This is a genomic window from Hydrogenophaga pseudoflava NBRC 102511 (assembly GCF_001592285.1).
Classification (GTDB): domain Bacteria; phylum Pseudomonadota; class Gammaproteobacteria; order Burkholderiales; family Burkholderiaceae_C; genus Hydrogenophaga; species Hydrogenophaga pseudoflava.
In genome coordinates, this window is record NZ_BCWQ01000010.1 from 99,445 (window position 1) to 123,881 (window position 24,437).

17 protein-coding genes are annotated in these 24,437 nt (G+C 71.5%); 6 read left to right on the forward strand and 11 right to left on the reverse strand.

What is annotated here, in order from left to right; genetic code table 11:
• Positions 1-4: 4 nt before the first annotated feature.
• The 4 genes from HPS01S_RS13510 to HPS01S_RS13525 all read right to left on the reverse strand — a co-directional run bounded on the left by HPS01S_RS13510 (position 5) and on the right by HPS01S_RS13525 (position 3,164).
• Positions 5-1,069 carry an extracellular solute-binding protein gene (locus HPS01S_RS13510; protein WP_066156913.1) on the reverse strand — a complete coding sequence of 355 codons (1,065 nt, stop codon included), beginning with the start codon at positions 1,067-1,069 and terminating at the stop codon, positions 5-7.
• A 153-nt stretch (positions 1,070-1,222) separates the two neighbouring features.
• Entirely contained in the window at positions 1,223-1,687 is a 465-nt protein-coding gene (locus HPS01S_RS13515; RefSeq protein ID WP_066156916.1) for a hypothetical protein, read from the reverse strand.
• Positions 1,684-2,328, reverse strand: coding sequence for an esterase (gene ypfH / locus HPS01S_RS13520; RefSeq protein WP_066157165.1), 645 nt, complete (start codon positions 2,326-2,328; stop codon positions 1,684-1,686). The genes HPS01S_RS13515 and ypfH overlap by 4 nt, the downstream gene beginning before the upstream one ends.
• A gap of 14 nt (positions 2,329-2,342) precedes the next feature.
• A complete protein-coding gene (locus HPS01S_RS13525; protein WP_066156918.1) occupies positions 2,343-3,164 on the reverse strand; it encodes a dioxygenase family protein in 822 nt (273 codons plus the stop codon).
• 149 nt (positions 3,165-3,313) lie between these two features.
• Between HPS01S_RS13525 and mnmA the strand changes: the two genes are divergently transcribed.
• Positions 3,314-4,435, forward strand: a complete 1,122-nt coding sequence (gene mnmA, locus HPS01S_RS13530) for a tRNA 2-thiouridine(34) synthase MnmA (protein WP_066156921.1) — start codon at positions 3,314-3,316, stop codon at positions 4,433-4,435.
• 22 nt (positions 4,436-4,457) lie between these two features.
• On the opposite strand, the gene HPS01S_RS13535 is transcribed toward mnmA, so the two are convergent.
• From HPS01S_RS13535 to HPS01S_RS13550, 4 genes are all read right to left on the reverse strand, one after another.
• On the reverse strand, positions 4,458-5,435 hold the full coding sequence (locus HPS01S_RS13535) for a Bug family tripartite tricarboxylate transporter substrate binding protein (protein ID WP_066156924.1): 978 nt from the start codon (positions 5,433-5,435) through the stop codon (positions 4,458-4,460).
• A 69-nt stretch (positions 5,436-5,504) separates the two neighbouring features.
• The gene (tcuB, locus tag HPS01S_RS13540) at positions 5,505-6,686 is read right to left on the reverse strand and encodes a tricarballylate utilization 4Fe-4S protein TcuB (protein ID WP_066156926.1); all 1,182 of its coding nucleotides are present in this window, start codon (positions 6,684-6,686) and stop codon (positions 5,505-5,507) included.
• Entirely contained in the window at positions 6,673-8,088 is a 1,416-nt protein-coding gene (gene tcuA / locus HPS01S_RS13545) for an FAD-dependent tricarballylate dehydrogenase TcuA (protein ID WP_066156928.1), read from the reverse strand. The genes tcuB and tcuA overlap by 14 nt, the downstream gene beginning before the upstream one ends.
• 105 nt (positions 8,089-8,193) lie before the next feature.
• A complete protein-coding gene (locus tag HPS01S_RS13550) occupies positions 8,194-9,168 on the reverse strand; it encodes a LysR family transcriptional regulator (protein ID WP_066156931.1) in 975 nt (324 codons plus the stop codon).
• A gap of 116 nt (positions 9,169-9,284) precedes the next feature.
• Between HPS01S_RS13550 and HPS01S_RS13555 the strand changes: the two genes are divergently transcribed.
• Positions 9,285-11,033, forward strand: coding sequence for a SulP family inorganic anion transporter (locus HPS01S_RS13555; RefSeq protein ID WP_066156933.1), 1,749 nt, complete (start codon positions 9,285-9,287; stop codon positions 11,031-11,033).
• Between the two features lie 12 nt (positions 11,034-11,045).
• On the opposite strand, the gene HPS01S_RS13560 is transcribed toward HPS01S_RS13555, so the two are convergent.
• Together HPS01S_RS13560 and HPS01S_RS13565 are read right to left on the reverse strand one after the other, a co-directional pair.
• A complete protein-coding gene (locus tag HPS01S_RS13560; RefSeq protein ID WP_174545249.1) occupies positions 11,046-11,780 on the reverse strand; it encodes a class I SAM-dependent methyltransferase in 735 nt (244 codons plus the stop codon).
• Positions 11,777-12,412, reverse strand: a complete 636-nt coding sequence (locus HPS01S_RS13565; protein ID WP_066156936.1) for an MBL fold metallo-hydrolase — start codon at positions 12,410-12,412, stop codon at positions 11,777-11,779. Before HPS01S_RS13565 ends, HPS01S_RS13560 begins: the two co-directional genes overlap by 4 nt.
• Positions 12,413-12,609: 197 nt before the next feature.
• Between HPS01S_RS13565 and HPS01S_RS13570 the strand changes: the two genes are divergently transcribed.
• The 4 genes from HPS01S_RS13570 to HPS01S_RS13585 all read left to right on the forward strand — a co-directional run bounded on the left by HPS01S_RS13570 (position 12,610) and on the right by HPS01S_RS13585 (position 23,041).
• A complete protein-coding gene (locus HPS01S_RS13570; protein ID WP_066156940.1) occupies positions 12,610-13,920 on the forward strand; it encodes a sigma-54 interaction domain-containing protein in 1,311 nt (436 codons plus the stop codon).
• Between the two features lie 86 nt (positions 13,921-14,006).
• A complete protein-coding gene (locus tag HPS01S_RS13575) occupies positions 14,007-19,988 on the forward strand; it encodes an alpha-2-macroglobulin family protein (RefSeq protein WP_066156946.1) in 5,982 nt (1,993 codons plus the stop codon).
• Positions 19,989-19,990: 2 nt separating this feature from the next.
• Positions 19,991-22,216, forward strand: coding sequence for a penicillin-binding protein 1C (gene pbpC, locus HPS01S_RS13580; protein ID WP_255284215.1), 2,226 nt, complete (start codon positions 19,991-19,993; stop codon positions 22,214-22,216).
• A gap of 45 nt (positions 22,217-22,261) precedes the next feature.
• Positions 22,262-23,041, forward strand: a complete 780-nt coding sequence (locus HPS01S_RS13585; RefSeq protein ID WP_066156953.1) for a DUF4395 domain-containing protein — start codon at positions 22,262-22,264, stop codon at positions 23,039-23,041.
• A 33-nt stretch (positions 23,042-23,074) separates the two neighbouring features.
• Here HPS01S_RS13585 and HPS01S_RS13590 read toward each other — a convergent pair whose 3' ends face one another.
• Positions 23,075-24,394 (reverse strand): DUF3422 family protein, encoded by a 1,320-nt coding sequence (locus tag HPS01S_RS13590; protein ID WP_066156957.1) that lies wholly within the window; start codon positions 24,392-24,394, stop codon positions 23,075-23,077.
• Positions 24,395-24,437: the final 43 nt, after the last annotated feature.

Genomic DNA, 24,437 nt, shown 5'->3' on the forward strand with positions numbered 1-24,437 from the left:
CGGTTTACTTGGCGGCCTTGATGCGGTCGAGCACGCGGCCTTCGATGTCCTCGATGCCGGCGGGCACGGCCGGGTACCACTTGATGTTCTTCAGCGCGGCCTCGGGGAAGCTGTCGGCAAACTGCTTCTTGAGCACCGGGTCCATGCCGGCGTCACCGCCCTTGGCAGCGGTGAAGTTGCCGGCCGAGGTGGCGACTTTGGCGGCAATGTCGGGGCGCATGTTGAAGTTGATCCAGGCGTAGGCGGCCTCGTCGTTCTTGCCCTTGGCCGGCAGGGCGAAAGTGTCGACCCACCCCAGCGCGCCGGACTTGGGCGCGACGAACTTGATGTCCGGGTTGGTCTTGTTGAGGCCCCAGCCGCCGGTGTCCCACATCATGGCCGTGGTCAGCTCGCCCGAGCGCATGCCCGCCAGCAGCTGATCCTTGCCGTCCCAGTAGAACTTCACGTTCTTCTTGCACTCGGTCAGTGCCTTGCCCACGTCGTCCATCAGCGCGCCGTAGGCCTTGGCGTCGCTGTACAGCGCGAACGGGTTCTTGCCCATGGAGAAGGCGAAGGCGATCAGGGTCGGGCGCTTCAGGCGCATGCTGACCTTGCCGGCGTTCTCGGCCGCGCACAGGTCGGTGTAGTCGGCGGCCTTGGAGGTCTTGGTGTTGACCACCAGACCGTCGGTGCCCCAGATGTGCGGCACGGCGTAGACCTTGCCCCCCACGGTCGTGTTCAGGCGGGTGGCTTCGAGCATCGAGGGAATGAATTGCTCGGACTTGATCTTGGACAGGTCCATCGGCTTGTAGATGCCGAACTCGGCCTGCGGGCCGGCGATGCGGTCCTGGCTGGGCTGGGCCAGGTCGAAGCCGGCGCCGGCCGTGGCGCGCAGCTTGGAAATCATTTCCTCGTTGTTCGAGAGCGTTACCTCGACCTTGATGCCGGTCTCCTTGGTGAACTGCTCCATCACGTCCTTGGGCACGTAGTCGGCCCAGGTGATCAGGCGAAGGGTCTTGTCCTGGGCATGGGCGGCGCCAACGGTCAGCAGCAGCGCGGCCAGGGCCACGCGGGAGATCTTGTTCTTCATGGGTGTGCTTTCAGTGTGGATGACGAAAACATGAACCGCCGCCGCGGGATTGCGGCCGACGTGGCGGAAACGGCGCAACGCAGAATCCGGCAAAGCCCAGCGTATGTCAAGCACGTGAAAGTCCCGTGACAGCGGGCCACGGCGCGCGCGGATTCAGTCCGGCCCGTGCAGCGACCGCACCCCCAGGTGGTGCATCAGTTCGCGCAGGATCAGCAGCACCGCGTCTCCTGCCGCATCGTCGAAACCCGTGCCACGCGCCGAGGGCGCACCCACCGCCCGGGCCGCCAGCAGCTGGTACTCGCGCTCGATGTCCTCCAGCCCAATGGACCCCTGCGCCAGAGCGGTAATGGCACCGCCGCGTTGCAGCGGCGCCAAACTGCGTGCGCTCAACACCATGCGCGCACCGCACGGCACCTGGGCCGCGACGCGCTCGATCGCGTCTTCCACGGTCTGGATGCCGTTCTCCACCGCCAGCGCCGAGGGCCCGTTCCCCGACAACGGCCACAGCGAGCCCGTGCCCACGGGCAGGGTCCAGCTGACACCGGTGGCGGCGGTGATCATGGTCTCGTGCGCCCCGATGTCCAGCGCGAGCCGCGGACTGGTGTCGGCGGTGTTCACGGCGCCGCCTCGTCCAGCGCACGGGCCAGCAGCGCCAGGGCGCGCTGGTCGATGCCGTGCGCGAGCCCGGGCAGCAGGTCGGCCCGGGCATCGGCGCCCAGGGCCTGCAGCTGCTGCGCGCCCTGCGAACTGAACGCCGCCGGGATCACCGGGTCCTGTGTGCCGTGGATGAAACGGAAAGCCACGCCCGCTGGCGCGGTCTGCGGCGGCACGGCGAAGCGCCCCGACATCGGCACCACCCGCGCGGCCAGCGGCTCGCCCGCCTGCGTCGATTCGAGCGACATGATCGCCCCCTGCGAGAAGCCGGCGAGCACGGTCTGCGCGGCGTCGAGTCCGGTGTGCGCCTGCCAGCGCCGCACGGTCTCGGCAAAGCGCGGCATGACCGCCGCGATGCGTTCGGCGCGGTTGGTCTCGGTCACGCCCTGCACCGAAAACCACTGCCAGCCGCCGCCCAGGTCGGACGCGAACGGCGAGCGCACCGCCACCACCCAGCGGTCGTCGCGCGCCAGCGCGGGGCCCAGGGGCTCGAAGCCCTCGGGACTCGCGCCCACGCCGTGGAACAGCAGCACCAGCTGGCGCGCGGGCGCCGTGGGGCGGTGCAGGACAAGGTCGCCCGTGGGCGCTTCGGTGCGGGTGTTCATGTGGGCCTCCCTGTTCACGCCGCCACCTCGTCGGGTGTATCGACGGGGATGTCGCCAAACTGGAACGCGTCCATCGACAGCACCCCGTGCGTGATGCCGCCTTCGATGCGCGTGGCCGGCACCTCGGCGCCCGCCGCACCGGCGGCCACCATCAGCGGCCACAGGTGTTCGGCCGTCGGATGGGCGCGCTGGGCGTGCGGAGCGATGGCCATGGTCTGCTGCAGGCGCGCGTGGTCGCGGCCGGTCACCACGCCATTGATCCAGTGCGCAAACTCGAGCGCGTAGGTCTCGGCGTTCGCATCGGGCGCGTCGAAGCGCACCTCGTAGAGGTTGTGTGTCAGGCTGCCGGAGCCGATCACCAGCACGCCCTCCTCGGCCAGCGGTGCCAGCGCCTGGCCGTAGGCGTAGGCGCGCTCGCCGTCCAGCCGCGCGGGCAGCGAGACCTGGAACACCGGCACGTCGGCATCGGGCAACAGGTGCATCAGCGGCACCCAGGCACCGTGGTCCAGGCCCCACTGCGGGTCGGCCTCGGCCGCGTAGCCGGCGGCGCGCAGCAACTCGATGGCGCGCTGCGCCACGTCGGGTGCGCCGGGCGCGGGGTAGTCCAGCTGGTAGAGCGCGGGCGGGAAGCCGCCGAAGTCGTGGATGGTCTGCGGCCGCGGCGTGGTGGCCACGCGCGGCTCGCGCGTGGTCCAGTGCGGCGAGACGATGAGGATGGCCCTGGGCCGGGGCAGGGTCTGGCCCAGCGCGGTCAGGGCCGGGCCGGCCTGGCCGGGGTCGATGGCGAAAGTGGGCGAGCCGTGGGAGATGAAGAGCGTGGGCAGGCGGGTGGACATGGTGGATTCCTGGTGGGCGGCGCCGGTGCGCCGGCATGGGAATCACTGTAGGTCTGCGAATGGCCGCCATCGTTCGAAGCCCTCGCCGGTCACGTTCCAATTTTTTGAAGCCGGGGTCCGCGCCAACACCGGCTGGGATAATCCACCCCATGGCAAACAAGCAACGTGTGGTGGTCGGGTTGAGCGGGGGCGTGGACTCCGCGGTGAGCGCGCACCTGCTCAAGGAGCAGGGCTACGAGGTCATCGGCATCTTCATGAAGAACTGGGAGGACGACGACAACAGCGAGTACTGTTCGTCCAACATCGACTTCGTGGACGCCGCCTCGGTGGCCGACGTGCTGGGCATCGAGATCGAACACGTCAACTTCGCCGCCGAATACAAGGACCGCGTGTTCGCCGAGTTCCTGCGCGAGTACTCGGCCGGCCGCACGCCCAACCCCGACATCCTCTGCAACGCCGAGATCAAGTTCAAGGCCTTCCTGGACCACGCCATGCGCCTGGGCGCCGAGAAGATCGCCACCGGCCACTACGCCCGCGTGCGCCTGAACGAAGCGACCGGGAAACACGAGCTGCTCAAGGGCCTGGACCCGCTGAAGGACCAGAGCTACTTCCTGCACCGGCTGAACCAGGCGCAGCTTTCGAAGGCCCTGTTCCCGGTGGGCGAGCTGCCCAAGACCGAGGTGCGCCGCATCGCGGCCGAGATCGGCCTGCCCAACGCGAAGAAGAAGGACAGCACCGGCATCTGCTTCATCGGCGAGCGGCCGTTCCGCGACTTCCTCAACCGCTACATCGCCAAGGAGCCGGGCCCCATCAAGGACCCGGGTGGCCGCACCATCGGCCAGCACGTGGGCCTCTCGTTCTACACGCTGGGCCAGCGCCAGGGCCTGGGCATCGGCGGCATCCGCGAGAAGGGCGCGCAGAAGGGCGGCAACGAGCACGAGCCCTGGTTCGTCGCGCGCAAGGACGTCGAGAAGAACATCCTGTGGGTGGTGCAGGGACACGACCACCCCTGGCTGCTGGCGCCCAGCCTGCGCGCCGAGGATGTGAGCTGGGTGGCGGGTGAAGCCCCGGCCACCACGCAGATCGCCGCCAAGACGCGCTACCGCCAGAGCGACGCGCCCTGCTCGCTGGCCGTGGACGACACCGGCTTCACGCTGCGCTTTGCCGAGCCGCAGTGGGCGGTGACGCCCGGCCAGAGCGCCGTGCTGTACGACGGCGAGGTCTGCCTGGGCGGCGGCGTGATCCACACCGAGGCCGCCAACGCGCCTTGAGGCGCGCGGCCTGCGGGCCGAGTCAATCCGCGGTGATCTTGCGCGCCTGGATGGTGGCGGCCCACTGGGCCGATTCCTTCTTCATGAAGGCCGCGAAGTCGGCGCGCGTGGTGGGCTGGGGCGTCAGCCCGTGGTGCATCAGGGCCTCTTTCACGCCCGGGTCGTTCAGCACCTTCACGATTTCCTGGTTCCAGCGGTCCAGCAGCGGCACCGGCGTCTTGCCCGGGGCCACGAAGGCGTACCAGTTCAGCGCCTCGAAACCCGGGTAGCCGGCCTCGGCCACGGTGGGGATGTTGGGCAGGTAGGCGGGGCGCGTGAGGCCGGTGGTGGCCAGGGGCACCAGCTTGCCGCTCTCGATGTGCGGCATGGCCGTGGGCGGCGCCGAGAAGTAGGCGGCGATGCGGCCGCCCAGCAGGTCCTGCAGCGCGGGCGCGCCGCCCTTGTAGGGCACGTGGACCATGTCGATGGCGGCGCGCTGGTTGAACAGCTCACCCGCCAGGTGCGAGGCCGAGCCGGGACCGGTGGAGGCGTAGTCCACGCTGCCGGGTTTCTTCTTTTCCAGCTGCACGAACTCGGCCAGCGTCTTCACGCCCACGCCCTTGTGCACGACCAGCACGTTGGGGAAGTTCACGCCGCCCGAAATAGGGGCCAGGTCGGTGAAGGGGTCGTAGGCCAGCTTCATCAGGTGGGGCGCGATGGTCAGCGGACCGACCGAGCCGAACAGCAGCACCGAGCCGTCGGTCGCCGCCTTGGCCACGTACTGGTGCGCGATGTTGCCGCCCGCACCGCCCTTGTTCTCCACGATCACCGACTGGCCGATGTTCTCGCCCAGCTTCTTGGCGATCAGGCGCGCGGCGGCATCGGCCGCGCCACCGGCCGCAAACCCCACCACCAGCGTGACCGGCTTCTTGGGCGGGAAGTCCTGCGCCTGGGCAAGGCCCGCCAGCGACAGGGTGGACAGGGCGAGCGCGGTGGCGCGCAGGAAGGCTCGTTTGTGCATGGCAAGGTCTCCTCGGTGAGGTTCGTGGGGTGGGGGAAAAGGGTGGGTGGCGCGGGCAGAGCCGCCCGCTCAGTCGGCGCCCAGACCCACGGGGCTGGGCTGGCGCTTCTCGACCGCGTGGCGCAGCAGCGCGGCGGTGCGGAAGATGCCGTGGCCGAACTTGCCGTAGGGCATGGTGGCGAACAGGGCCATCACCGCGCCCAGGTGCAGGCACAGCGTCAGCGCCAGGGCGGGGGTGCCGCGCGCGGCCCACAGGGCCAGGCCGCTGGTGGCGGTGAGGAACAGCAGGGCGATGAAGCCGCGGTCCATGGGCTTCTGCGCGGCGTCGCCGTGCAGCGGGTGGCGGCGCAGGTTCAGCCGCCACAGGCCCGCCGTGCCGATGGCCAGGCTCAGGCCGCCCACGGCGCCCAGCAGCTTGGGCAGGCTGGGCAGGTCGTAGGGCGCGGGCAGGTCCAGCAGATAGTGGTAGAGCGTGCCCACGCTGGTGGCGGCGAAGCACAGCAGGAAGCCGTAGAAGGTGAAGTGGTGGAAGCGGCGGCGCGCCAGCGTGTGGGCGTCGTCCTCGTTGTGGCAGCCGTCGCCATGGCCGCCGTCCAGGTACTTCAGGCGCAGCACGGCGCCGGTCGCCTCGGCGGTGGCGGGGGCCGACAGCGGCGCGCCGCTGGTGGCGGGCGTGACCTCGCGCCAGAAGCGGCGCACGCCCAGGCCCAGCGCCAGCGCGGCGAACAGGAACACCGGCGCGAACAGGCCCACCAGCAGGTTGTGCGGGAACAGGCCATAGAAGTCGCTGCCCGGCGCGCTCCACAGCGCGCCCAGACCCTGCCCCTGCAGCACCACGGCCAGCACCAGGAACAGCGCCAGCCCGGCGGCCAGTGCCAGCGACAGCGTGAGCCCCTGGCGCTGGTAGAGCCGGCCCAGGGCGGGCGGCCAGGCGTAGTCCACATAGGTCTGGCCGCGCACCTGCGCCATGGCCTGCGGCACGTTCACCGCGAACTCGTGCGGCGGCGCGTACTGGCAGGCGTGCAGGCAGGCGCCGCAGTTGTGACAGAGGTTTGCCAGGAAGTGGATGTCGGCCTTGCCGAATTCGAGCCGGCGCGTCATGGCCGGGAACACGGCGCAGAAGCCTTCGCAGTAGCGGCAGGCGTTGCAGATCTGCAGCTGGCGCGCGACCTCGGTCTCGGGCGCGGACAGCACGACCTCGCCCCGGGCCAGGGCGCTCGCGTCGCGGGCCAGGGCTTCAAGCGTGTGCATGGCGCGCTCCTTTCAACACGGCCTGCGCGGCCTGGGTGCCGGCGATGCGGCCAAAGGCGGTGCCGATGGACATGCCGACGCCCGCGGTGTAGCCCTGGCCCAGCACGTTGCCGGCCATCATCTCGCCGGCCACGAACAGGTTGGGGCTGGCATGGCCGCCGAAGTGCACCGCCGCGGTCTCGTCGGTCTTGAGCCCGAGGTAGGTGAAGGTGACGCCGGGCTTGAGCATGTAGCCGTAGAAGGGCGCGGTGTCGATGGGCCGGGCCCAGTGCGTCTTGGCCGGGGCCACGCCCTCGGTGTGGCAGTCGTCCAGCGCGGTGTGGTCGAAGGTGCCGACGCGGCAGGCGGCGTTGTAGTCGTTGAGGGTCTGCATGAAGGTGGTTTCGTCGAGACCGAGCTTGCGCGCCAGCTCGGGCAGGGTGTCGGCCTTCACACCGTCGAACACCGGCGGCATGAAGCGGCCGATGGCCTTGGCGTCGATGATGGAAAAGCCCACCTGGCCGGGCTGCTGCGCCACCAGGCGGCCCCAGATGGCGTAGCGCTTGGGCCAGAAGTCCTCGCCCTCGTCGTAGAAGCGGCGCGCCTCGCGGTTGACCACCACGCCCAGCGACACGCAGTCGATGCGGGTGCAGATGCCGCCGTCGTACAGCGGCGCGCGCGCGTCGATGGCCACCATGTGGGCCTGCGTCGGGTCGCCGATGCCGTCGGCACCGTGGTCGTTCAGCAAATGGCGCAGCAGCACGCCCTGGTTGAAGCGCGTGCCGCGGATCAGGAAGTTGTCCGACGGCCACTCGCCGCGGGCGTTCTGGCCCCAGGCCTCGCGCAGCCAGTCGCGGTTCGACTCGAAGCCGCCGGCCGCCAGCACGCAGCTGCGCGCGGTGATGCGTTCACCCTTCACCCAGGCGGCCACGAAGCGGTCGCCGTCCATCTCGATGCGGTCCACCGGTGCCTCGTAGCGCACCTGCACGCCCAGGCGCTCGGCGCTGCGGAAGTAGGCGTTGACCAGGGCTTTGCCGCCGCCCATGAAGAAGGCGTTGGTGCGTGCGGTGTGCAGCGCGCCCGAGAGCGAGGGCTGGAAGCGCACGCCGTGGCGCACCATCCAGGGCCGGCAGGTGGCCGAGGCGCGGATCACCAGCCGGGCGAGGGCCTCGCTGGTCTTGCCGCCGGTGACCTTGAGCAGGTCCTGCCAGAACTCCTCTTCGGGGTAGGCGTCGACCAGCACGTCCTGCGGTGCGTCGTGCATGCAGCGCAGGTTGCGGGTGTGGGCGGAGTTGCCGCCGCGCCATTCGCGCGGCGCGGCCTCCAGGAGCAGCACGCTGGCACCGGCTTCGCGCGCCATCAGCGCGGCGCACAGGGCGGCGTTGCCGCCACCGATCACCAGGACATCGGGGTCCGTTGACATGGGTCTCCTTCGTGTTCGCTCGTGGGGCGCCGGACCTCGTCCGGCACAGGAAGGACTGTAGGAAGACCGCCGCCCGCTGTGCAGCGGGCCCGCGTCATGGGGGTATCACGGGATGTGATGGGTGTCTGGCAATGCCGCCAGGGCGGTGGCACCGGACCAGCGGCCCTCGCCCAGCAGCGTGCGCACGCAGTCCTTGAGCACCACGCGCGCGGCCAGCGCGGCCGGCGACAGCTCGTCGTCCGACAGGCTGCACAGCAGGTTCACGCGGCGCGCCGGCGCGTCGGTGATGCGCGCGCACTGGAAGCGCTGCGCCGCGTCCGGGTAGCGCCCCAGCGCCGCCCAGGGCTGCAGCGTGGCGCCCAGGCCCGCGTCCACCGCGGCCATGACCATGGCCAGCGAATCGACCTCCAGCACCACGCTGGGCGCAATGCCGGCACCCGCGAAGGCCGTGTCCAGCGTGCTGCGCAGGCCGTGCGGCCCGGTGGGCAGGATCAGTGGCACCCCGGCCAGCCCGGCGATGGCGATCTCGGCCGGCAGGCGCGGCGCACCCGCGCGCTGCACCAGGAACAGGTCTTCCTCCAGCAGCGGCATCACGCTCCAGCCGCGACCGCCGCCATCCTGCCGGGTCTGGTGCAGGCGGGTGTCGAACAGCACTGCGAGGTCGAGCTGGCGCGCGTTCAGCATGGCCGTGAGGTGGCCCGACATGCTTTCGACCATGTGCAGGCGCACGTCGGGGTAGCGCTCGCGCATGGCCTGCATCAGCGGCAGGCCCAGCACCGCCGAGGTGGTGGGCGCCAGCCCCACCGAGACCGAACCCGACAGCCGCGCCTGCTGCGCGGCCCGCGTGGCCTGCTCGGCGTGGCGCAGGGTCAGCTGCGCCTCGCGGAAGAAGGCCACCCCCGCCTCGGTGGGCGCCACGCCGCGCGGCGTGCGGTTCAGCAGGCGGGTGGCAAGCTCGCTCTCCAGCCGCGTGATCTGCTGGCTCAGGGCCGACTGCACCACGTCCAGTTCGATCGCGGCGCGGCTCATCGAGCCCAGCTCGACGATGCGCACGAAGTAGCGCAGCTGACGCAGTTCCATGGGATGGCCTGTGGTGGTGGTCCGCCCGCCGGAGCGGCGCGGGGTTCTGGGTGGCCGCCAGTTTATCGGTCGTCCCTGAAAATAGCGCCCTCGACCACCCGCCCCGCCCGCCCCGCATGCGCCTGCCCCTGACCGACTGGTTCCCCATCCTCCGCTGGGGCCGGACCTACGACCGCCCGCTGCTGGCCGCCGACCTGACGGCCTCGGCCGTGGTCACGCTGCTGCTGATCCCGCAGAGCCTGGCCTACGCCATGCTGGCCGGCATGCCGCCGGTCACCGGGCTGTACGCCAGCATCGTGCCCATGGTCATCTACGCCCTCATGGGCAGCAGCACGGTGCTGGGCCCCGGCCCCTCGGCGCTGCGCTCGATCATGTCGTTCGCGACGGTGGGCACGGTGGTGAGCGCCGGCGGGGCCGACTTCATCGCCGCGAGCGCGGTGCTGGCGGTGATGGTGGGCGCGGCGCTGCTGGTGATGGGCGCGCTGCGCATGGGCTTCATGGCCAGCTTCCTGAGCCAGCCGGTGCTCTCGGGCTTCATCACCGCCTCGGGCCTGCTGATCGGCATGAGCCAGCTCAAGCACGTGCTGGGCATGCCCCTGAGCGGCGACGACGTGCCCAGCTTCGCCCGCAGCCTGGCCGCCCATTTCGGCGAGGTCCATGGCCTGACCCTGGCCGTGGGCCTGGGCGCGCTGGCGGCGCTGTGGGCGGCCCGGCGCTGGCTCAAGCCCCTGCTGTGCCGCCTCGGCGTGCCGGCGGTGGCGGCGGACCTGGCGGGCAAGGCCTCGCCGCTGCTGGTGATCCTGCTGTCCATCGCGCTGACCACGGCCCTGGGCTGGCCGCAGCAGGGCCTGGCGGTGGTGGGCGAGATTCCGCAGGGCCTGCCCAGCCTGGTGGTGGCACCGCTGCTGGAACTGCCGGGCTCCACCGTGCGGGCGCTCATGGTGCCGGCCCTGCTGATCGCGGTGATGACCTTCATCGAACAGATTTCCATCGCCCAGGGCATGGCCGCCAAACGGCGCGAGCGCATCGACGTGAACGCCGAGATGCGGGCCATGGGCGGTGCCAACCTGGCGGCCGGCCTGACCGGCGCCTTCGCGGTCGGCGCCAGCTTCTCGCGCACCTCGGTGGTGGCCGAAAGCGGTGGCCGCACCCCGGCGGCCGGCATCATCACCGCCGTGCTGCTGGCCTTCACGGCCCTGTTCCTCACGCCCTGGCTGCACGACCTGCCCATGGCCGTGCTGGCCGCGACCATCCTGATCTCGCTGGGCTCGCTGATCGACTTCCGCAGCTTCCCGCTGAACTGGCGCTACGCGCGCGCCGACTTCGCGGCCCAGGCCCTGACCTTCTCCGTCACGCTGCTGGTCGACCTGGTCACCGGCCTGACCGTCGGCGTGATCGCTTCGCTGGCGCTGCACATCTGGCGCAGCAGCCGCCCGCACATCGCCGTGGTGGGCAACGTGCCCGGTACCGAGCACTACCGCAACGTGCTGCGCCACCAGGTGGTGACGCGCCCGCACATCCTGGGCCTGCGGGTGGACGAGAGCCTGTTCTTTGCCAACGCGCGCCACCTGGAAGACCGCATCACCGCCGAGCTGGCCGTCCACCCCGCCGTGCGCCATGTGGTGCTGCAGTGCACTGCGGTGAACGACATCGACGCCAGCGCGCTGGAGAGCCTGCGCAGCATCCACCGAACCCTGCAGGACGCTGGCGTCCAGCTGCACCTGAGCGAGGTGAAGGGACCGGTGATGGACCGCCTGCGCCGCAGCGACTTCCTGGAGCGGCTCTCGGGGCAGGTGTTCCTCACCCACCACCAGGCCATCAGCGCGCTGGACGAGCCGGCGCAGGACCCCGCGGCCCAGATCTGAGCCGCCGCCGTCTCAACCCCTGCGGCGCAGCAGGCGCACGTGCATGGGGCGCACGAAGCGGGCGCCGTCCGCGCCCAGGTGCGGCTCAAAGGCGCGCCGCACGCGCGCTTCGATCTCCGGCGTGATCTGGTGGTCGGCAAAGCTCGGGTAGAGCATGCGCTGGGCGAAGCTGGCCCAGTCGGGGTAGTGCACCGGCTGGGCAAAGCGGCGCTCGGCGGCCGCCTCCCAGTGGGCGCCGCTGGCCAGCGCGCGGTCCAGCGCGGCCTGCGCGGCGGCCCGCACCACGCCCTCGTCGTTGTAGAGGCGCACGATGTCGTTGAGGGCGCCGCCATAGACCGGCTCGCTCACATAGAACCAGCCGCCCGGGCGCAGCACCCGCGCCACCTCGGCCAGCGCGCGGTCCATGGCGGGAATGGGCACGTGGTGCAGCGACTTGAGCATGAGCGCGCCGTCGAAGCTCTGGCGCGCAAAAGGCACGACCTCGGCGCTGGCGGACAGGAACTGCAGCCGCTCCTGCGGCTGCGACAGGTTCTTCGCGTGCTGGACCGCATCGACCTCCAGACCCACCACCTCGCTGTCCGCATGGCGCTCCAGCAGCCCGCGCGCCAGCCGCGCGTTGCCGCAACCCAGTTCGATGATGCGCTGGCCCGCCAGCGGCACGAGTTCGGACAGCAGGTCCAGCTCGTTGTCGAGCAGCGGGAAGTGGTCGGGGTTCGGGCCGCAGGGGGGCTGGTGGTGGGTGTTCATGTCCGGCGGTGCAGAGGTTTCGGGCCCACACGGGCGAAGAACCCGTCGCGGGTGAGACCGGCGAAGTGGGGGCTCCAGCGCCGCTGCTCCAGCACCGTGGTCACCGCCCGCGCCCGGCGCTCATGGCCCGCGTACAGCAGGGTCTCGTCGGGCAGGGTGAAGATGCGCTGCTGCACGCTGTCCCACAGCGCCGCCGGCAGGGCCGGCCGGGGCTGCCACGGGCAGGTGTCGGCGGTCAGCAGGTCGCCGCAGAACATGCGGTCCTGCCAGAGGTAGCTCTGGCAGTGGGCGGTGTGCCCCGGGGTGCGCAGCACCTGCACGAAACCCGCGCCCAGCGGCAGCCGCTCGCCGTCCGCCACGCGGCGGGCACCCTCGCGCCAGGCGCCCTGCACCACTGGCGCCCCCAGCCGCAGCAGGCGCTCGAACTCGCCGGGCGGCTGGTCGTCGTGACCGTCGTGGTCGTGGGTGCGCAGCACCCAGCGCAGGCGCAGGCCGGCCTCGTCCAGCAGGGCCATCAGCACCGGCCGGTCGCTGCTGCGCGGGTCGACCAGGGCGGCCTCGCGCGCCGCTTCGTCGGCCAGCAGGTAGCTCAGTGCGCCGCTGTGTTCGTCGTAGAGGATGCGCAGGCTCATCGGGGTTCGGGTCGGGTCCGGAGCACTCAACCTTCCAAGATCCATGCCAGCCGCGCCCGGCCCGCCAACGCCTTTGCCAACAAGCACTTGCACGCGCTGGCACGCCGCAGCCGGCCCGGCGCAACGCCGCCGGGACTGCCTTGTCTGCCAGATCTGGCAGACAATCCCGGATACCCCCCACCCCAGCGGGTCCATCCATGAAACCCCTGCCCGAACTCACCGCCTTCCTCGAAGGCCTGCCCGAGCCGCACATCCTGTTCGACGCGCAGTACCGCATCCTGGCGGCCAATGCCGCCTACCGGCGCCAGTTCAGCCCCGAGCGCAGCGTGGTCGGCCGGCGCTGCTACGAGGTCTCGCACCACTTCGCCGTGCCCTGCGACCAGGCCGGCGAGTCGTGCCCGCTGGCGCAGTCGCGGCTCTCGGGCCAGCGCGAGCGCGTGCTGCACCTGCACCACACGCGCCGCGGCGAGGAGTACGTGAACATCGAACTCTCGCCCCTGCCCGGCGCGGACGGGCAGCCGGCCTTTTTCGTGGAGAAGATGGAGCCGCTGCGCGTGGCCCAGGGCCAGCCGGCGGCGCAGGGCCTGATCGGCCGCTCGCCGGCCTTCCAGCGCATGCTGGGCCTGGTGGCGCGCGTCGCGCCCGCGCCGGCCACGGTGCTGCTGCTGGGCGAGTCGGGCACCGGCAAGGAGCTGGTGGCGCGCGCCATCCACGAGGCCAGCCCGCGAGCGAGCAAGCCGCTGGTGCCGGTGGACTGCTCCAGCCTGCCCGAGACGCTGTTCGAATCCGAGCTGTTCGGCCACGAGCGCGGCGCCTTCACCGGCGCGACCACCGCCAAGGGCGGCCTGGTCGAGGCGGCCAGCGGCGGCACGCTGTTCCTCGACGAGGTGGGCGACATCCCGCTGGCCATGCAGGTCAAGCTGCTGCGCCTGCTGGAGACCGGCATGTACCGGCGCGTGGGCAGCACCGAGCCGCGCCACGCCGACATCCGCGTGGTCTCGGCCACCCACCGCGACCTCGACCGCATGATGGCCGAAGGGCGCTTCCGCGAGGACCTGTACTACCGGCTCTCGACCTTCCCGATTCCTCTGCCGCCGCTGCGCGAGCGCGCGGGCGACCTGGCCCTGCTGGCCGAGGCGCTGCTGGAGCGGGTGGCGGCCCCGCGCCGCCTGCGCCTCGCGCCCGCCGCCATGCACCTGCTGGAGGCCCAGCCCTTCCCCGGCAACGTGCGCGAGCTGCGCAACCTGCTGGAGCGCAGCGCCCTGCTGTGCGACGGCGAGCTGATCGAGGCGGCGCATGTCGAGGAGGCCATCGCGACCGGCCGGCGGCCGGGCCGCGCCGCCGCAGGATCGCCCGCACCGGCCACGGCCGGCGACACGGTGCGCGCCGCCAGCCGCGAGACGCTGCGCGCCATCGTCGCCGAGCACCGGGGCAACCGCGCCGCGCTGGCGGCCAAGCTGGGCATCAGCGAACGCTCGCTCTACCGCAAGCTCAAGTCCCTGGAATGAGCGCCGAGGGTGGTCCATCGAGACTGCCCACGCCGGGGCATCTGCGTTAGGCTCCCACCCATTCCAACAAGGGTCGGGGTGGCAGCATGGTGTTCCGTGTGCGCAGTGCGCTGGTGGGAATCGTGGGTGGTCTGGCGGCGGCCGGTGGTGCGTGGGCGGTGCAGATCACCGGCCTGAGCCCGCAGGGCGAGGTGGCCCGGGTGCGGCAGGTGGTGGCGAATTTCGACGCGCCCGCGGTGGCCTTCGGCAACCCGAACGCGGCCGCGCCGCTGCAGCTCAGCTGCAACGAGCCCCAGGCCTCGGCGGGCACCGGTCGCTGGCTCAACGAGCGCCGCTGGGTGCACGACTTCCAGCAGATGCTCCCGCCGGGCGTGAAGTGCACGCTGCAGGTGGCGCCGGGCTTCGTGGCGCTGGATGGCAAACCACTGGCCGGCCAACAGAGCTTTGCCTTCGAGACCGGCGGTCCGGTGGTGCGCCAGAGCGTCCCGTCCGACGGTCAGACCATCGAAGAAGGCCAGTACTTCCTGCTGCGCTTCAACGGCGCGGTGTCGCCCGAGAGCGTGCAGGCCCACGCCTGGTGCGGCATGGACGGGCTGGGCGAGCGCCTTGCGGTCAAGCTGATCACCGGCGCCGAACGCGACCAGCTGGTCCGGGCGCGCGGCTGGAACCGCAAGGACATTCCAGCCGACCAGGTGGTGGCCCTGGCCTGCCAGCGCCAGCTCACCCCCGCCGCCAAGGTGAAGCTGGTGCTGGGCAAGGGCGTGGCGACACCGAGCGGCGTGGCCACGCGCCAGGACCAGCGCCTGAACTTCACCGTGCGCGAACCCTTCAAAGTCACGTTCAGCTGCGAGCGCGAAAACGCGCAGTCGCCCTGCCTGCCGCTGCGCGGCATGTCCTTGCGCTTCAACGCCCCAGTCACCGCCCAGCAGGCGCAAGAGATCCGGCTCAGGCCCGCCGCGGGTGGCGAGGCGCTCCCGCCCAAGCTGGAGGACGGCGCACAGGGCGAGGACGCGGTGGACGGCGTGGACTTTCCGCCCACGCTGACCGAGAAGGCCAGCTACACCGTCGAGTTGCCCAAGGGCCTGGTCGACGCCTCGGGCCGCGCGCCGGCCAACGCCGGCCAGTTCCCGCTCAAGGTGGCGACCGGCCTGATGCCGCCGCTGGTGAAGTTCGCGGCTGCGCCCTTCGGCGTGGTCGAGCGGCTGGCCGAACCCGGCGGCACCGCCCTGCTGCCCATCACCGTGCGCAACGTCGAGCCCGGGCTCAAGGCCCTGGGCCTGGCGGTGTCCGGCAGCAAGGTCAGCGACCTCCGGCTCTCCAGCGACGCCGACATCATTGCCTGGTACCAGCGCGTCGCCACGTTCCACGGGGGCACGGTGGAGCGCAAGCTGGCCGCGCAGTGGGCGAAGACGCCGCTGCCCCAGGTGATCGACAAGGACAACCGGGACTGGGTCGAGTCGCGCATGCTCGGCCTGCTGCAGGGCCTGCCGGGCGTGAAGCCGCTGGACCTGCCCCAGGCGGCGGCGGGCGACCCGCGCCCGATGGAGGTGGTGGGCATTCCGCTGCCGCCGGGCTTCCACGTGGTCGAGATCGCCTCGCCGCGGCTGGGCCGTTCGCTGCTGGACGAGCGCCACGGCGAGGGCCGCACGATGTACGTGCGCAGCTCGGCGCTGGTGACCAACCTGGGCGTTCACTTCAAGCTCGGGCGCGAGAACGCGCTGGCCTGGGTCACCACGCTGGACAAGGGCCAACCGGTCGCCGGCGCGGCGGTGCAGGTCTCTGACTGCCGCGGCAAGCCGGTGGCCAAGGGCCAGACCGACGCGCAGGGCGTGGTGAAGCTCGACGGCATCCCCGGCCGCGCGCCGGTGTGCCAGAACGGCGAGGCCGAAGACGGCGAGTACGGTGGCGCCTGGTTCGTCAGCGCGCGCGCCAAGTCGGCCGACGGCGTGGACGACCTGGCCTTCACCTGGAGCGACTGGAACCGCGGCATCGAGGCCTGGCGCTTCGACCTGCCCACGGGCGACCTCGCCAGCGCCACGCAGCGCGCCCACACCGTGCTCGACCGCGCCCTGCTGCGCGCGGGCGAGACGCTGTCGATGAAGCACTTCCTGCGCACCGAGGACATGAAGGGCCTGCACGTGCCCGAGCTCAAGAGCGGCGAACTGATCATCACCCACCAGGGCAGCGGCCAGGAGTTCCGCCAGCCCGTGGCCTGGCGCAAGACGCCGACCGGCGGCCTGAGCGCGACCAGCGAGTTCGCCATCCCGCCCTCGGCGCGGCTGGGCGTCTACACGGTGCAGCTCTCGCAGTCGCTGGGCCGCCAGGGCACCGAGATCCTGGACAGCGCGCAGTTCCGGGTCGAGGAGTTCCGGTTGCCGGTGCTGCAGGGCCAGCTCAGCGCCAACGACAAGAAGCCGCTGGTGGCGGCGACGGCCACGCCGGTCGACCTGCAGGTGAGCTACCTCTCGGGCGGCGGCGCGGGCAACCTCGCCACCCAGGTGTCCGCACTGATGCGCCGCCAGCCGCTGTCCTTCCCCGGCTACGAGGGCTTCAGCTTCGAACCCCCGCGCGCCAGCAACCGCGTGCAGGAAGGCCGTGACGAGGGCGAGGACGGCGCCGACGCGGCGCAGAAGCTGGTGGCCGACAAGCTGCCGCTGACGCTGGACAGGAACGGCCGCGGCCGCACACAGATCAAGGACCTGCCGGCCGTGACCGCGCCTCAGCAGCTGCTGATCGAGGCCAGCTACGCCGACCCCAACGGCGAGACCCAGACCCTGCGCCACGTCACCACGCTCTGGCCGGCCGCGGTGGTCGCGGGCATCAAGACCGAAGGCTGGGTCTCGACCCGGCAGCAGGCGCGCTTCCAGGCGCTGGCGCTCACGCTGGACGGCAAGCCGGCGGCCAATGTGCCGCTGGAGGTGCGCGCCTCGGTCCGGACGACGACCACCACGCGCAAGCGCATGGTCGGCGGCTTCTACACCTACGACAACAAGACCACCTCCAAGGACCTGGGCAGCGTCTGTTCGGGCAAGAGCGACGCGCGCGGCCTGCTGCTGTGCGAGGCCGAACTCGACGACGCGGGCGAGGTCGAGCTGACCGTGGTGGCCAAGGACCGCGAGGGCCACCGCCACCAGAGCGCCGCCTCGGTCTATGTCACGCGCCAGGGCGAACTCTGGTTCGGCGGCGAGGACCACGACCGCATGGACGTGGTGCCCGAGAAGAAGCGCTACGAACCCGGCGAGACCGCGCGGCTGCAGGTGCGGATGCCGTTCCGCTTCGCGACCGCCCTGGTCAGCATCGAGCGCGAGGGCATCCTCGACACCAAGGTGGTGCAGCTCAACGGCGAAGACCCGACCATAGCCCTCAAGGTCGAGCCCGGCTGGGGACCGAACGTGTACGTGAGCGTGATGGCGCTGCGCGGGCGGCTGCGCGAGGTGCCCTGGTACAGCTTCTTCACCTGGGGCTACCAGGCGCCGCGCGAGTGGTGGACCGCGTTCTGGTACGAGGGCAAGGAATACGTGGCGCCGACCGCGCTGGTCGACCTGAGCAAGCCGGCCTACCGGCTGGGCGTGGCTGAGCTGAAGGTCGGCACGGCGGCGCACGAGATCAAAGTCAGCGTCGCCACCGACCGCGAGGCCTACCCGGTGCGCGGCACCGCACAGGTCAGCATCCAGGCCAGGCTGCCCAACGGCCAGCCCGCGGCCCACGCCGAGGTGGCGCTGGCGGTGGTCGACCAGGCCCTGCTGGAGCTGGGACCGAACGACAGCTGGGACCTGCTGGCCGGCCTGTGGCAGCGGCGGAACTGGAGCGTCGAAACGGCGACCGCGCAGATGGAAATCATCGGCCGGCGCCACTACGGCCGCAAGGCGATATCGGCCGGCGGCGGCGGCGGCCACAGCCCGACGCGCGAACTGTTCGACACCCTGCTGCTGTGGCAGCCCTCGGTGGTGCTCGATGCCCAGGGCCGCGCCACGGTGAAGGTGCCGCTGAACGACGCGATCAGCAGCTTCCAGGTGGTGGCCATCGCCGATTCGGGCCCGGGCCTGTTCGGCACCGGCCAGGCCAAGTTCCGCGCCACCCAGGACCTGCAGATCATCAGCGGCCTGCCGCCACTGGTGCGCGAGGGCGACCGCTTCATGGCGCAGTTCAGCCTGCGCAACACCACGGCGCGGCCGATGAAGGTGAATGTGAGCGCGCGCGCGACCCTGGTCGAGACGCCCGCGCAGACGGTCGATATCCCCGCCGGCGAAACCCGCGAGCTGGCCTGGGACGTGACCGCCCCGGTGCCGCTGGGCCTGGGCCGCTTCGAGGCGCTGCTGTGGGAGGTCACGGCGCAGGACCAGAACGGCCAGGCACGCGACGCGGCCAAGTTCAGCCAGCGCGTGCTGCCGGCGGTGCCGCTGACGGTGCGGCAGGCCACGCTGGCCCAGCTCGACGGCCCGCTGACCGTGCCGGTGGCCACTCCGGCGGACGCGCTGACCGACGCCCAGGGCGCGCTGCGCGGCGGCCTGCGCATGAGCCTGCAGCCCACGCTGGCCGAAGGCCTGCCGGCGGTGCGCGAGTGGTTCACCAACTACCCGTTTGCCTGCCTGGAGCAGAAGGCCTCCAAGGCCATCGGCCTGCGCGACGCCAGGCTCTGGCAAACCGTGCTGGCGCAGCTGCCGACCTACCTGGACAGCGACGGCCTGGCGAACTACTTCCCGCCGCGCGATGGTGACCGCCCCTCGGGCAGCGACACCCTGACCGCCTACCTCCTGTCGGCCACGCACGAGGCGGCGTCGCTCGACCCGGCCTGGACCCTGCCCGATACGGCGCGCGCGGCCATGCTGCGCGGGCTGGAGAACTTCGTCACCGGCAAGATCGAGCGCGGCTTCTGGAGCCCGCGCCAGGACCTGAACCTGCGCAAGCTCGCCGCGGTGGAAGCGCTCTCGCGCCACGGCCGGGCCAATGCGCGCCTGCTGCAGAGCGTGGAGATTGCGCCCAACCAGTGGCCCACGCACGCGGTGATCGACTGGATCAACGTGTTGCGCCGCGTGAGCGACATCCCCAAACGCGACGAAAAGCTGGCCGAGGCGAACAACATCCTGCGCGCGCGGCTGTCGTACCAGGGCAGCAAGCTGGTCTTCAGCACCGAGGCCGAAGACCGCTGGTGGTGGCTGATGCAGAACGGTGACGTCAACACCGCGCGCCTACTGCTCGCCGTGATGGACGACCCGGCCTGGAAAGACGACATGGGCCGCATCGCCAGCGGCTTCATCGGCCGCCAGCAGCGCGGCGCCTGGTCGACGACGACCGCCAACCTCTGGGGCGGGCTGGCGCTGCAGAAGTTCTCGGCGCGGTTCGAGGCAGTGCCGGTGACCGGCAGCACCCGCGCCGCGCTGGGCGCCGCCAGCGCCGCGGTCGACTGGAGCAAGGTTTCGCGCGCCGATCCCAAGGCGCCGGTGGCCGCGGGCTTTGCCACCGTCGGCCCCTTCAAGGCCGACCCCAAGACATCCACCGGCCCGTGGCGCAACAACAGCGCCACCCTGGCCTGGCCGAAAGACGGCGCGTCGTCGCTCGCGGTGACGCACCAGGGCAGCGGCAAGCCCTGGGTCACGCTGCAGGCGCTCGCAGCCACCGAACTCAAGGCGCCGGTCTCGGCCGGCTACACGGTCAAGAAGACCATCACCCCGGTCGAGCAGGCCGTGGCCGGGCGCTACAGCCGGGGCGACGTGCTGCGAGTCACCCTCGAGGTCAACGCCAGCACCGACATGACCTGGGTGGTGCTCAGCGACCCGATCCCGGGCGGCGCCACCCTGCTGGGCAGCGGCCTGGGCCGCGACTCGGCCATCGCCACTGCGGGCGAGAAGCGCTCGGGCCGCGGCTGGCCGGTGTTCGAGGAGCGCAGCTTCGAGGCCTTCCGCAGCTACTACGACCACCTGCCGGCCGGCACCTTGAGGACCGAGTACACGGTGCGGCTGAACAACGTGGGCCTGTTCGCGCTGCCACCGACGCGCGTCGAGGCGATGTACGCGCCCGAGGTGTTCGGCGAGCTGCCCAACGCGCCGATGAAGGTGGAGGCCAAGTGAAGCTGCGGGCACTGCCGGGCTGGGTGCTGGTGGGGTTGCTGGCCGGCGGCCTCGCGCGGCCGGCAGCCGCCCTGCCCAGCTTCGCCGAAGTGAAGGCCGCGCACCCGACCTCCGAGACCCGTTTCCTCGACCGTCACGGCGAGCTGCTGCAGCGCCAGCGCACCGACCCGACGGTGCGCCAGGGCGCCTGGGTCGCGCTGCCCGAGGTCTCGCCCGCGCTGCGCAGCGCCCTGGTCTACAGCGAGGACCGGCGCTTCTACGAACACAGCGGGGTCGACTGGCAGGCCGTCGCGGCCGCCGCCTGGGGCAACCTGTGGAACACGCGCACGCGCGGCGCCTCCACCCTCACCATGCAGCTGGCCGGCCTGCTGGACAGCGACCTCAAGGCCGGCGCCAACGGCCGCCGCTGGACGCAGAAAGCCGGGCAGGCGGTGTGGGCGCAGTGGCTGGAGACGCGCTGGCGCAAGGACCAGATCCTGGAGGCCTACCTCAACCGCGTGCCCTTCCGCGGCGAGATCGTCGGCGTCGACGCGCTCGCGCGCAGCCTGTTCGCCAAGGCGCCGCACGGGCTGAACGCGGACGAAGCGGCGATCACCGCCGCCCTGGTGCGCGCGCCCAACGCCGCGCCCGAGCGCGTGGCCGCACGCGCCTGCGAGGTGCAGCAGGCCATGGCGCGTGCCCAGGGTGCGAAGGCCGACTGCCTGTCGGTGCGGCTGCTGGCCGGCAGCGTGCTGCGCGACCGCCGCTGGGCCGCCAGCGAGGGCGACGCCCCGCACGCGGCGCGGCGTGCGCTGGCGGAATGGCGCCAGCAGGCCGGCACGCGCGCGGTGCCGGCACAGGTCCGCACCACGCTCTGGGCGCCGCTGCAGCGCGAGGCGCAGACCCTGCTGCAGCGCCAGCTGCGCTCGCTGCTGGGGCGGCGCGTCGAAGACGGCGCGGTGGTGGTGCTCGACAACACCAGCGGCGAGGTGCTGGCCTGGGTCGGTTCGTCGGGCCTGCTGAGCCAGGCGGCCGAGGTCGACGGCGTGACCGCGTTGCGCCAGCCCGGCTCCACGCTCAAGCCTTTTCTCTATGCCCAGGCTCTCGCCGAGAAGCGCCTGAGCGCGGCCTCGCTGATCGAGGACGCGCCGACGCACATCCCGACCGCGGGCGGCCTCTACATCCCGCAGAACTACGACCGGCACTTCCGCGGCTGGGTCTCGGTGCGCACCGCGCTCGCCTCCTCGCTGAACATCCCGGCCGTGCGCACGCTGGCCATGGTCTCGCCCGAGGACTTCGCAGTGCAGCTGCTGCGCCTGGGCCTGCCGCTGCGCGAAAGCGGCGACTACTACGGCCTCGGCCTCGCGCTGGGCAGCCCCGAGGTGAGCCTGCTCTCGCTGGCCAACGCCTACCGCACGCTGGCCAACCAGGGCCGCCACGCACCGGTCGCGCCGCTGCTGGCCGGCCCGCGCCTGGCGGTGCGCAGCGAGGCGGTGCTCGACCCCGGCGCTGCCTTCATCGTGGGCGACATCCTGTCCGACGCGAATGCGCGGGCCGCCACCTTCGGCACCGACAGCCTGCTGGCCACCCGCGTCTGGACCGCCGTGAAAACCGGCACCAGCAAGGACATGCGCGACAACTGGGCGGTGGGCTGGTCGCAGCGCTACACGGTGGGCGTCTGGGTCGGCAACGCCAGCGGCGCGCCCATGGGCGACGTGAGCGGCACCACCGGCGCGGCGCCGGTCTGGGCCGGCCTGATGCGCTGGCTGCACGAACGCCAGCCCAGCCGCGCGCCGACACCGCCGGCCGGCGTGGTGGCGCAGGCCGTGCGTTTCGGCCAGCAGCTCGAACCCGCGCGGCGCGAGTGGTTCATCGCCGGCACCGAACAGCCGCTGTTCGCCCTGGGCACGGACAGCGACAGCGGCGCGCCGGCACTGCGCCCGCGCATCCTCAGCCCGGCCACCGGCACCATCCTCGCCATCGATCCCGACATCCCGCCCGCCCACCAGCGCCTGACGCTCCGGGCCGAGGCCGGCCACGTGCGATGGCGCATCGACGGTCAGCCGCTGGGCAAGGGCCAAGAAGTGGCGTGGATGCCCTGGCCGGGCAAACACCAGATCGAACTGCTCAACGCCCGCGGCGAGGTGCTGGACCGGGTGCGCATCGAGGTTCGTGGGGCGGGGGTGCGTCCCACCACGGCCACCCCACGCCGGCCCCCCGCCAGAAACCCGGTGGCGGGAACGTCCTGATCGGTCTAGAGTTCCAGGTATCCATTCAAATATCAGGATGCATGCATGAAAAAACTTGAAAACAGCCTGTTCGCCTTCGGTGAGCAGGTCGAGGGCTACCCGGTCCGCGTCGTCAACGAGCGCATGGTCCGCGCCGCCGCCGGCCTGCTGTTCTTCCCGGCCGTGGTGTCGTTCATGCACTCCTTCCTGCTGGGCAACTTCCAGTACACGCGCCTGTTCATCATCGTGTTCCTGGTCGACATGACACTGCGCATGCTCAACCCGCGCTGGGCGCCGAGCATGATCGCCGGCGGCTGGATCGTGCGCCACCAGGCACCGGAATGGGTGGGCGCGCCGCAGAAGCGCTTCGCCTGGGGCCTGGGCCTGCTGCTGGGCCTGGCCATGCTGTACCTGATGGTGTTCAACCGCTACATGGGGCCGCTGAACATGCTCATCTGCGGCAGCTGCCTGCTGCTGATGTTCTTCGAGACCGCCTTCGGCATCTGCCTGGGCTGCAAGCTCTACAACCTGTTCCACAAGGAGCAGGCCCAGCTGTGCCCGGGCGGGGTGTGCGAGCTGCCGGCGCAGAAGAAGGGCTGGGGCCTGCCGCTGCCGCAGGCGGCCGTGCTGCTGGCCTTCGCCGCCGTGCTCGTGGCGGCCAAGGGCTGGGTCGACCGCACCGGCCCGCTGCAGGGCTTTGACGACATGGCGACGCTGGAAGAGATGGGCCTCAAGCCCACGCCGGGCGAGACGTCAGCGGCCGACGCCGAACGATGCCAGGTGCCGGCCTTCGCCAAGGCCATCGGCCATGAGACGCTGTGGAAGCAGCACAACGGGTGCAGCTGAACGCCCCGCGCCGCCCCAGGTTGGCGCAGGGGCTCAATGATCCGCGTGCAGCTTCTCGTGGATCTTCTTCGTCGTCCACCAGACCGACCACAGCACCAGCGGAATCGCCGCGCCGGCCAGCAGCTCCGGCTTGATGGGCAGGCCGATCTCCTTGCCCGCCTTGCCGAGGTAGAGGATCAGGCTGATCACGTAGTACGAGATGGCCGCGATCGACAGACCTTCCACCGTGCTCTGCAGGCGCAGCTGCAGTTCCTGGCCCCGGGTCAGCTTGGCCAGCAGCTGCTGGTTCTGCACCTCGGTGGCGATGTCCACCCGCGTGCGCAGCAGGGCGCTGGTGCGGGTGATGCGCTCGGACAGCGAGGCCAGGCGCTGCGCGGTGGCCTGCACCGTGGCCATGGCCGGTGACAGCCGGCGCTGCATGAACTCGCCGATCGTCTGGGTGCCCGGCACCGGCTGCTCGCGCAGTTCGGCGATGCGCTGCGCCACCAGGCCGTCGTAGGCCCGCGTGGCCGAGAAGCGGTAGGCGTGCTCCGCGATGGCGCGCTCCACCCCCGCGGCCAGCGACACCAGGGTGTCGAGCAGGCTCTGGTCGGTGGCGCTCTTGCTCTCCAGATGGGCGGTGATGTCGGCCAGCTGCGCCTCGCAGCGCGAGAGGAACGGGCCGAGCTGCTTGGCCACCGGCAGGCCGCGCAGGGCCAGCAGGCGGTAGGTCTCGATCTCCAACAGGCGCTGCGAGATGCGGCCGGCCCGGGTTTCGGTGGTGTCGGGCGGCGCCACCACCAGGATGCGTTCGTAGCCGGACTCCCGCAGCATCAGGTCGGTGATCACCATCGAATGGGACTGGTTGCCCATGAGCGAGGCCACCACGGTGTGCTCACCCAGCCAGGTGCGGCCCTGCGCCAGGGCCTCGTGCGGGTCCGCCAGGTCGCCGTGCAGCATCACCAGCTTGATGGCCGCGATCGTGCGCCCGGGGATGCCGGCCAGCCAGTCGGCCGGCAGCACGATGTGCGAGAGCAGTTCGGGGTCGCGGGCGCCCAGCTGCGCGCCTTCGGGCAGCGGCTGCACCAGCGAGTAGCGGGTGAATTCGGTGTGGCGTTCCCACTTGAGCGTGTAGCCCGGCAGCCGCAGGCGCAGGAAGCTGCCACTGAGCTGCTCGGCCTGCAGGTCCTGCTGGCCCGGCAGGCGGCGCAGGTGCGCCAGCTCCTGCTCGCGGCTCACGCCATCGTTGGTCACGGCGATGAACACCACCAGCGCCGGCAACCGGATGCGCGCTGGCGGGCGGGCATGCACCTCGTTGTGCAGCATCTCGCGCAGGGGGTCGTTGGTTGGCAGCAGGGGTTGGGCGGTGTCCATGGCGCGATTGTGCCGAAACCCCTCTGTCACCCGGCCCGGCACA

Excerpts from the sequence above, each read along its gene's own strand:
- HPS01S_RS13525 (WP_066156918.1), bottom strand. The coding sequence starts at position 3,164 with ATGTCCACCCGCCTGCCCACGCTCTTCATCTCCCACGGCTCGCCCACT.
- HPS01S_RS13560 (WP_174545249.1), bottom strand. The coding sequence starts at position 11,780 with ATGAACACCCACCACCAGCCCCCCTGCGGCCCGAACCCCGACCACTTC.
- HPS01S_RS13510 (WP_066156913.1), bottom strand. The coding sequence starts at position 1,069 with ATGAAGAACAAGATCTCCCGCGTGGCCCTGGCCGCGCTGCTGCTGACC.
- HPS01S_RS13535 (WP_066156924.1), bottom strand. The coding sequence starts at position 5,435 with ATGCACAAACGAGCCTTCCTGCGCGCCACCGCGCTCGCCCTGTCCACC.
- HPS01S_RS13565 (WP_066156936.1), bottom strand. The coding sequence starts at position 12,412 with ATGAGCCTGCGCATCCTCTACGACGAACACAGCGGCGCACTGAGCTAC.
- HPS01S_RS13555 (WP_066156933.1), top strand. The coding sequence starts at position 9,285 with ATGCGCCTGCCCCTGACCGACTGGTTCCCCATCCTCCGCTGGGGCCGG.
- tcuB (WP_066156926.1), bottom strand. The coding sequence starts at position 6,686 with ATGCACACGCTTGAAGCCCTGGCCCGCGACGCGAGCGCCCTGGCCCGG.
- HPS01S_RS13570 (WP_066156940.1), top strand. The coding sequence starts at position 12,610 with ATGAAACCCCTGCCCGAACTCACCGCCTTCCTCGAAGGCCTGCCCGAG.
- HPS01S_RS13590 (WP_066156957.1), bottom strand. The coding sequence starts at position 24,394 with ATGGACACCGCCCAACCCCTGCTGCCAACCAACGACCCCCTGCGCGAG.
- HPS01S_RS13585 (WP_066156953.1), top strand. The coding sequence starts at position 22,262 with ATGAAAAAACTTGAAAACAGCCTGTTCGCCTTCGGTGAGCAGGTCGAG.
- HPS01S_RS13550 (WP_066156931.1), bottom strand. The coding sequence starts at position 9,168 with ATGGAACTGCGTCAGCTGCGCTACTTCGTGCGCATCGTCGAGCTGGGC.
- mnmA (WP_066156921.1), top strand. The coding sequence starts at position 3,314 with ATGGCAAACAAGCAACGTGTGGTGGTCGGGTTGAGCGGGGGCGTGGAC.
- tcuA (WP_066156928.1), bottom strand. The coding sequence starts at position 8,088 with ATGTCAACGGACCCCGATGTCCTGGTGATCGGTGGCGGCAACGCCGCC.
- ypfH (WP_066157165.1), bottom strand. The coding sequence starts at position 2,328 with ATGAACACCCGCACCGAAGCGCCCACGGGCGACCTTGTCCTGCACCGC.
- HPS01S_RS13575 (WP_066156946.1), top strand. The coding sequence starts at position 14,007 with ATGGTGTTCCGTGTGCGCAGTGCGCTGGTGGGAATCGTGGGTGGTCTG.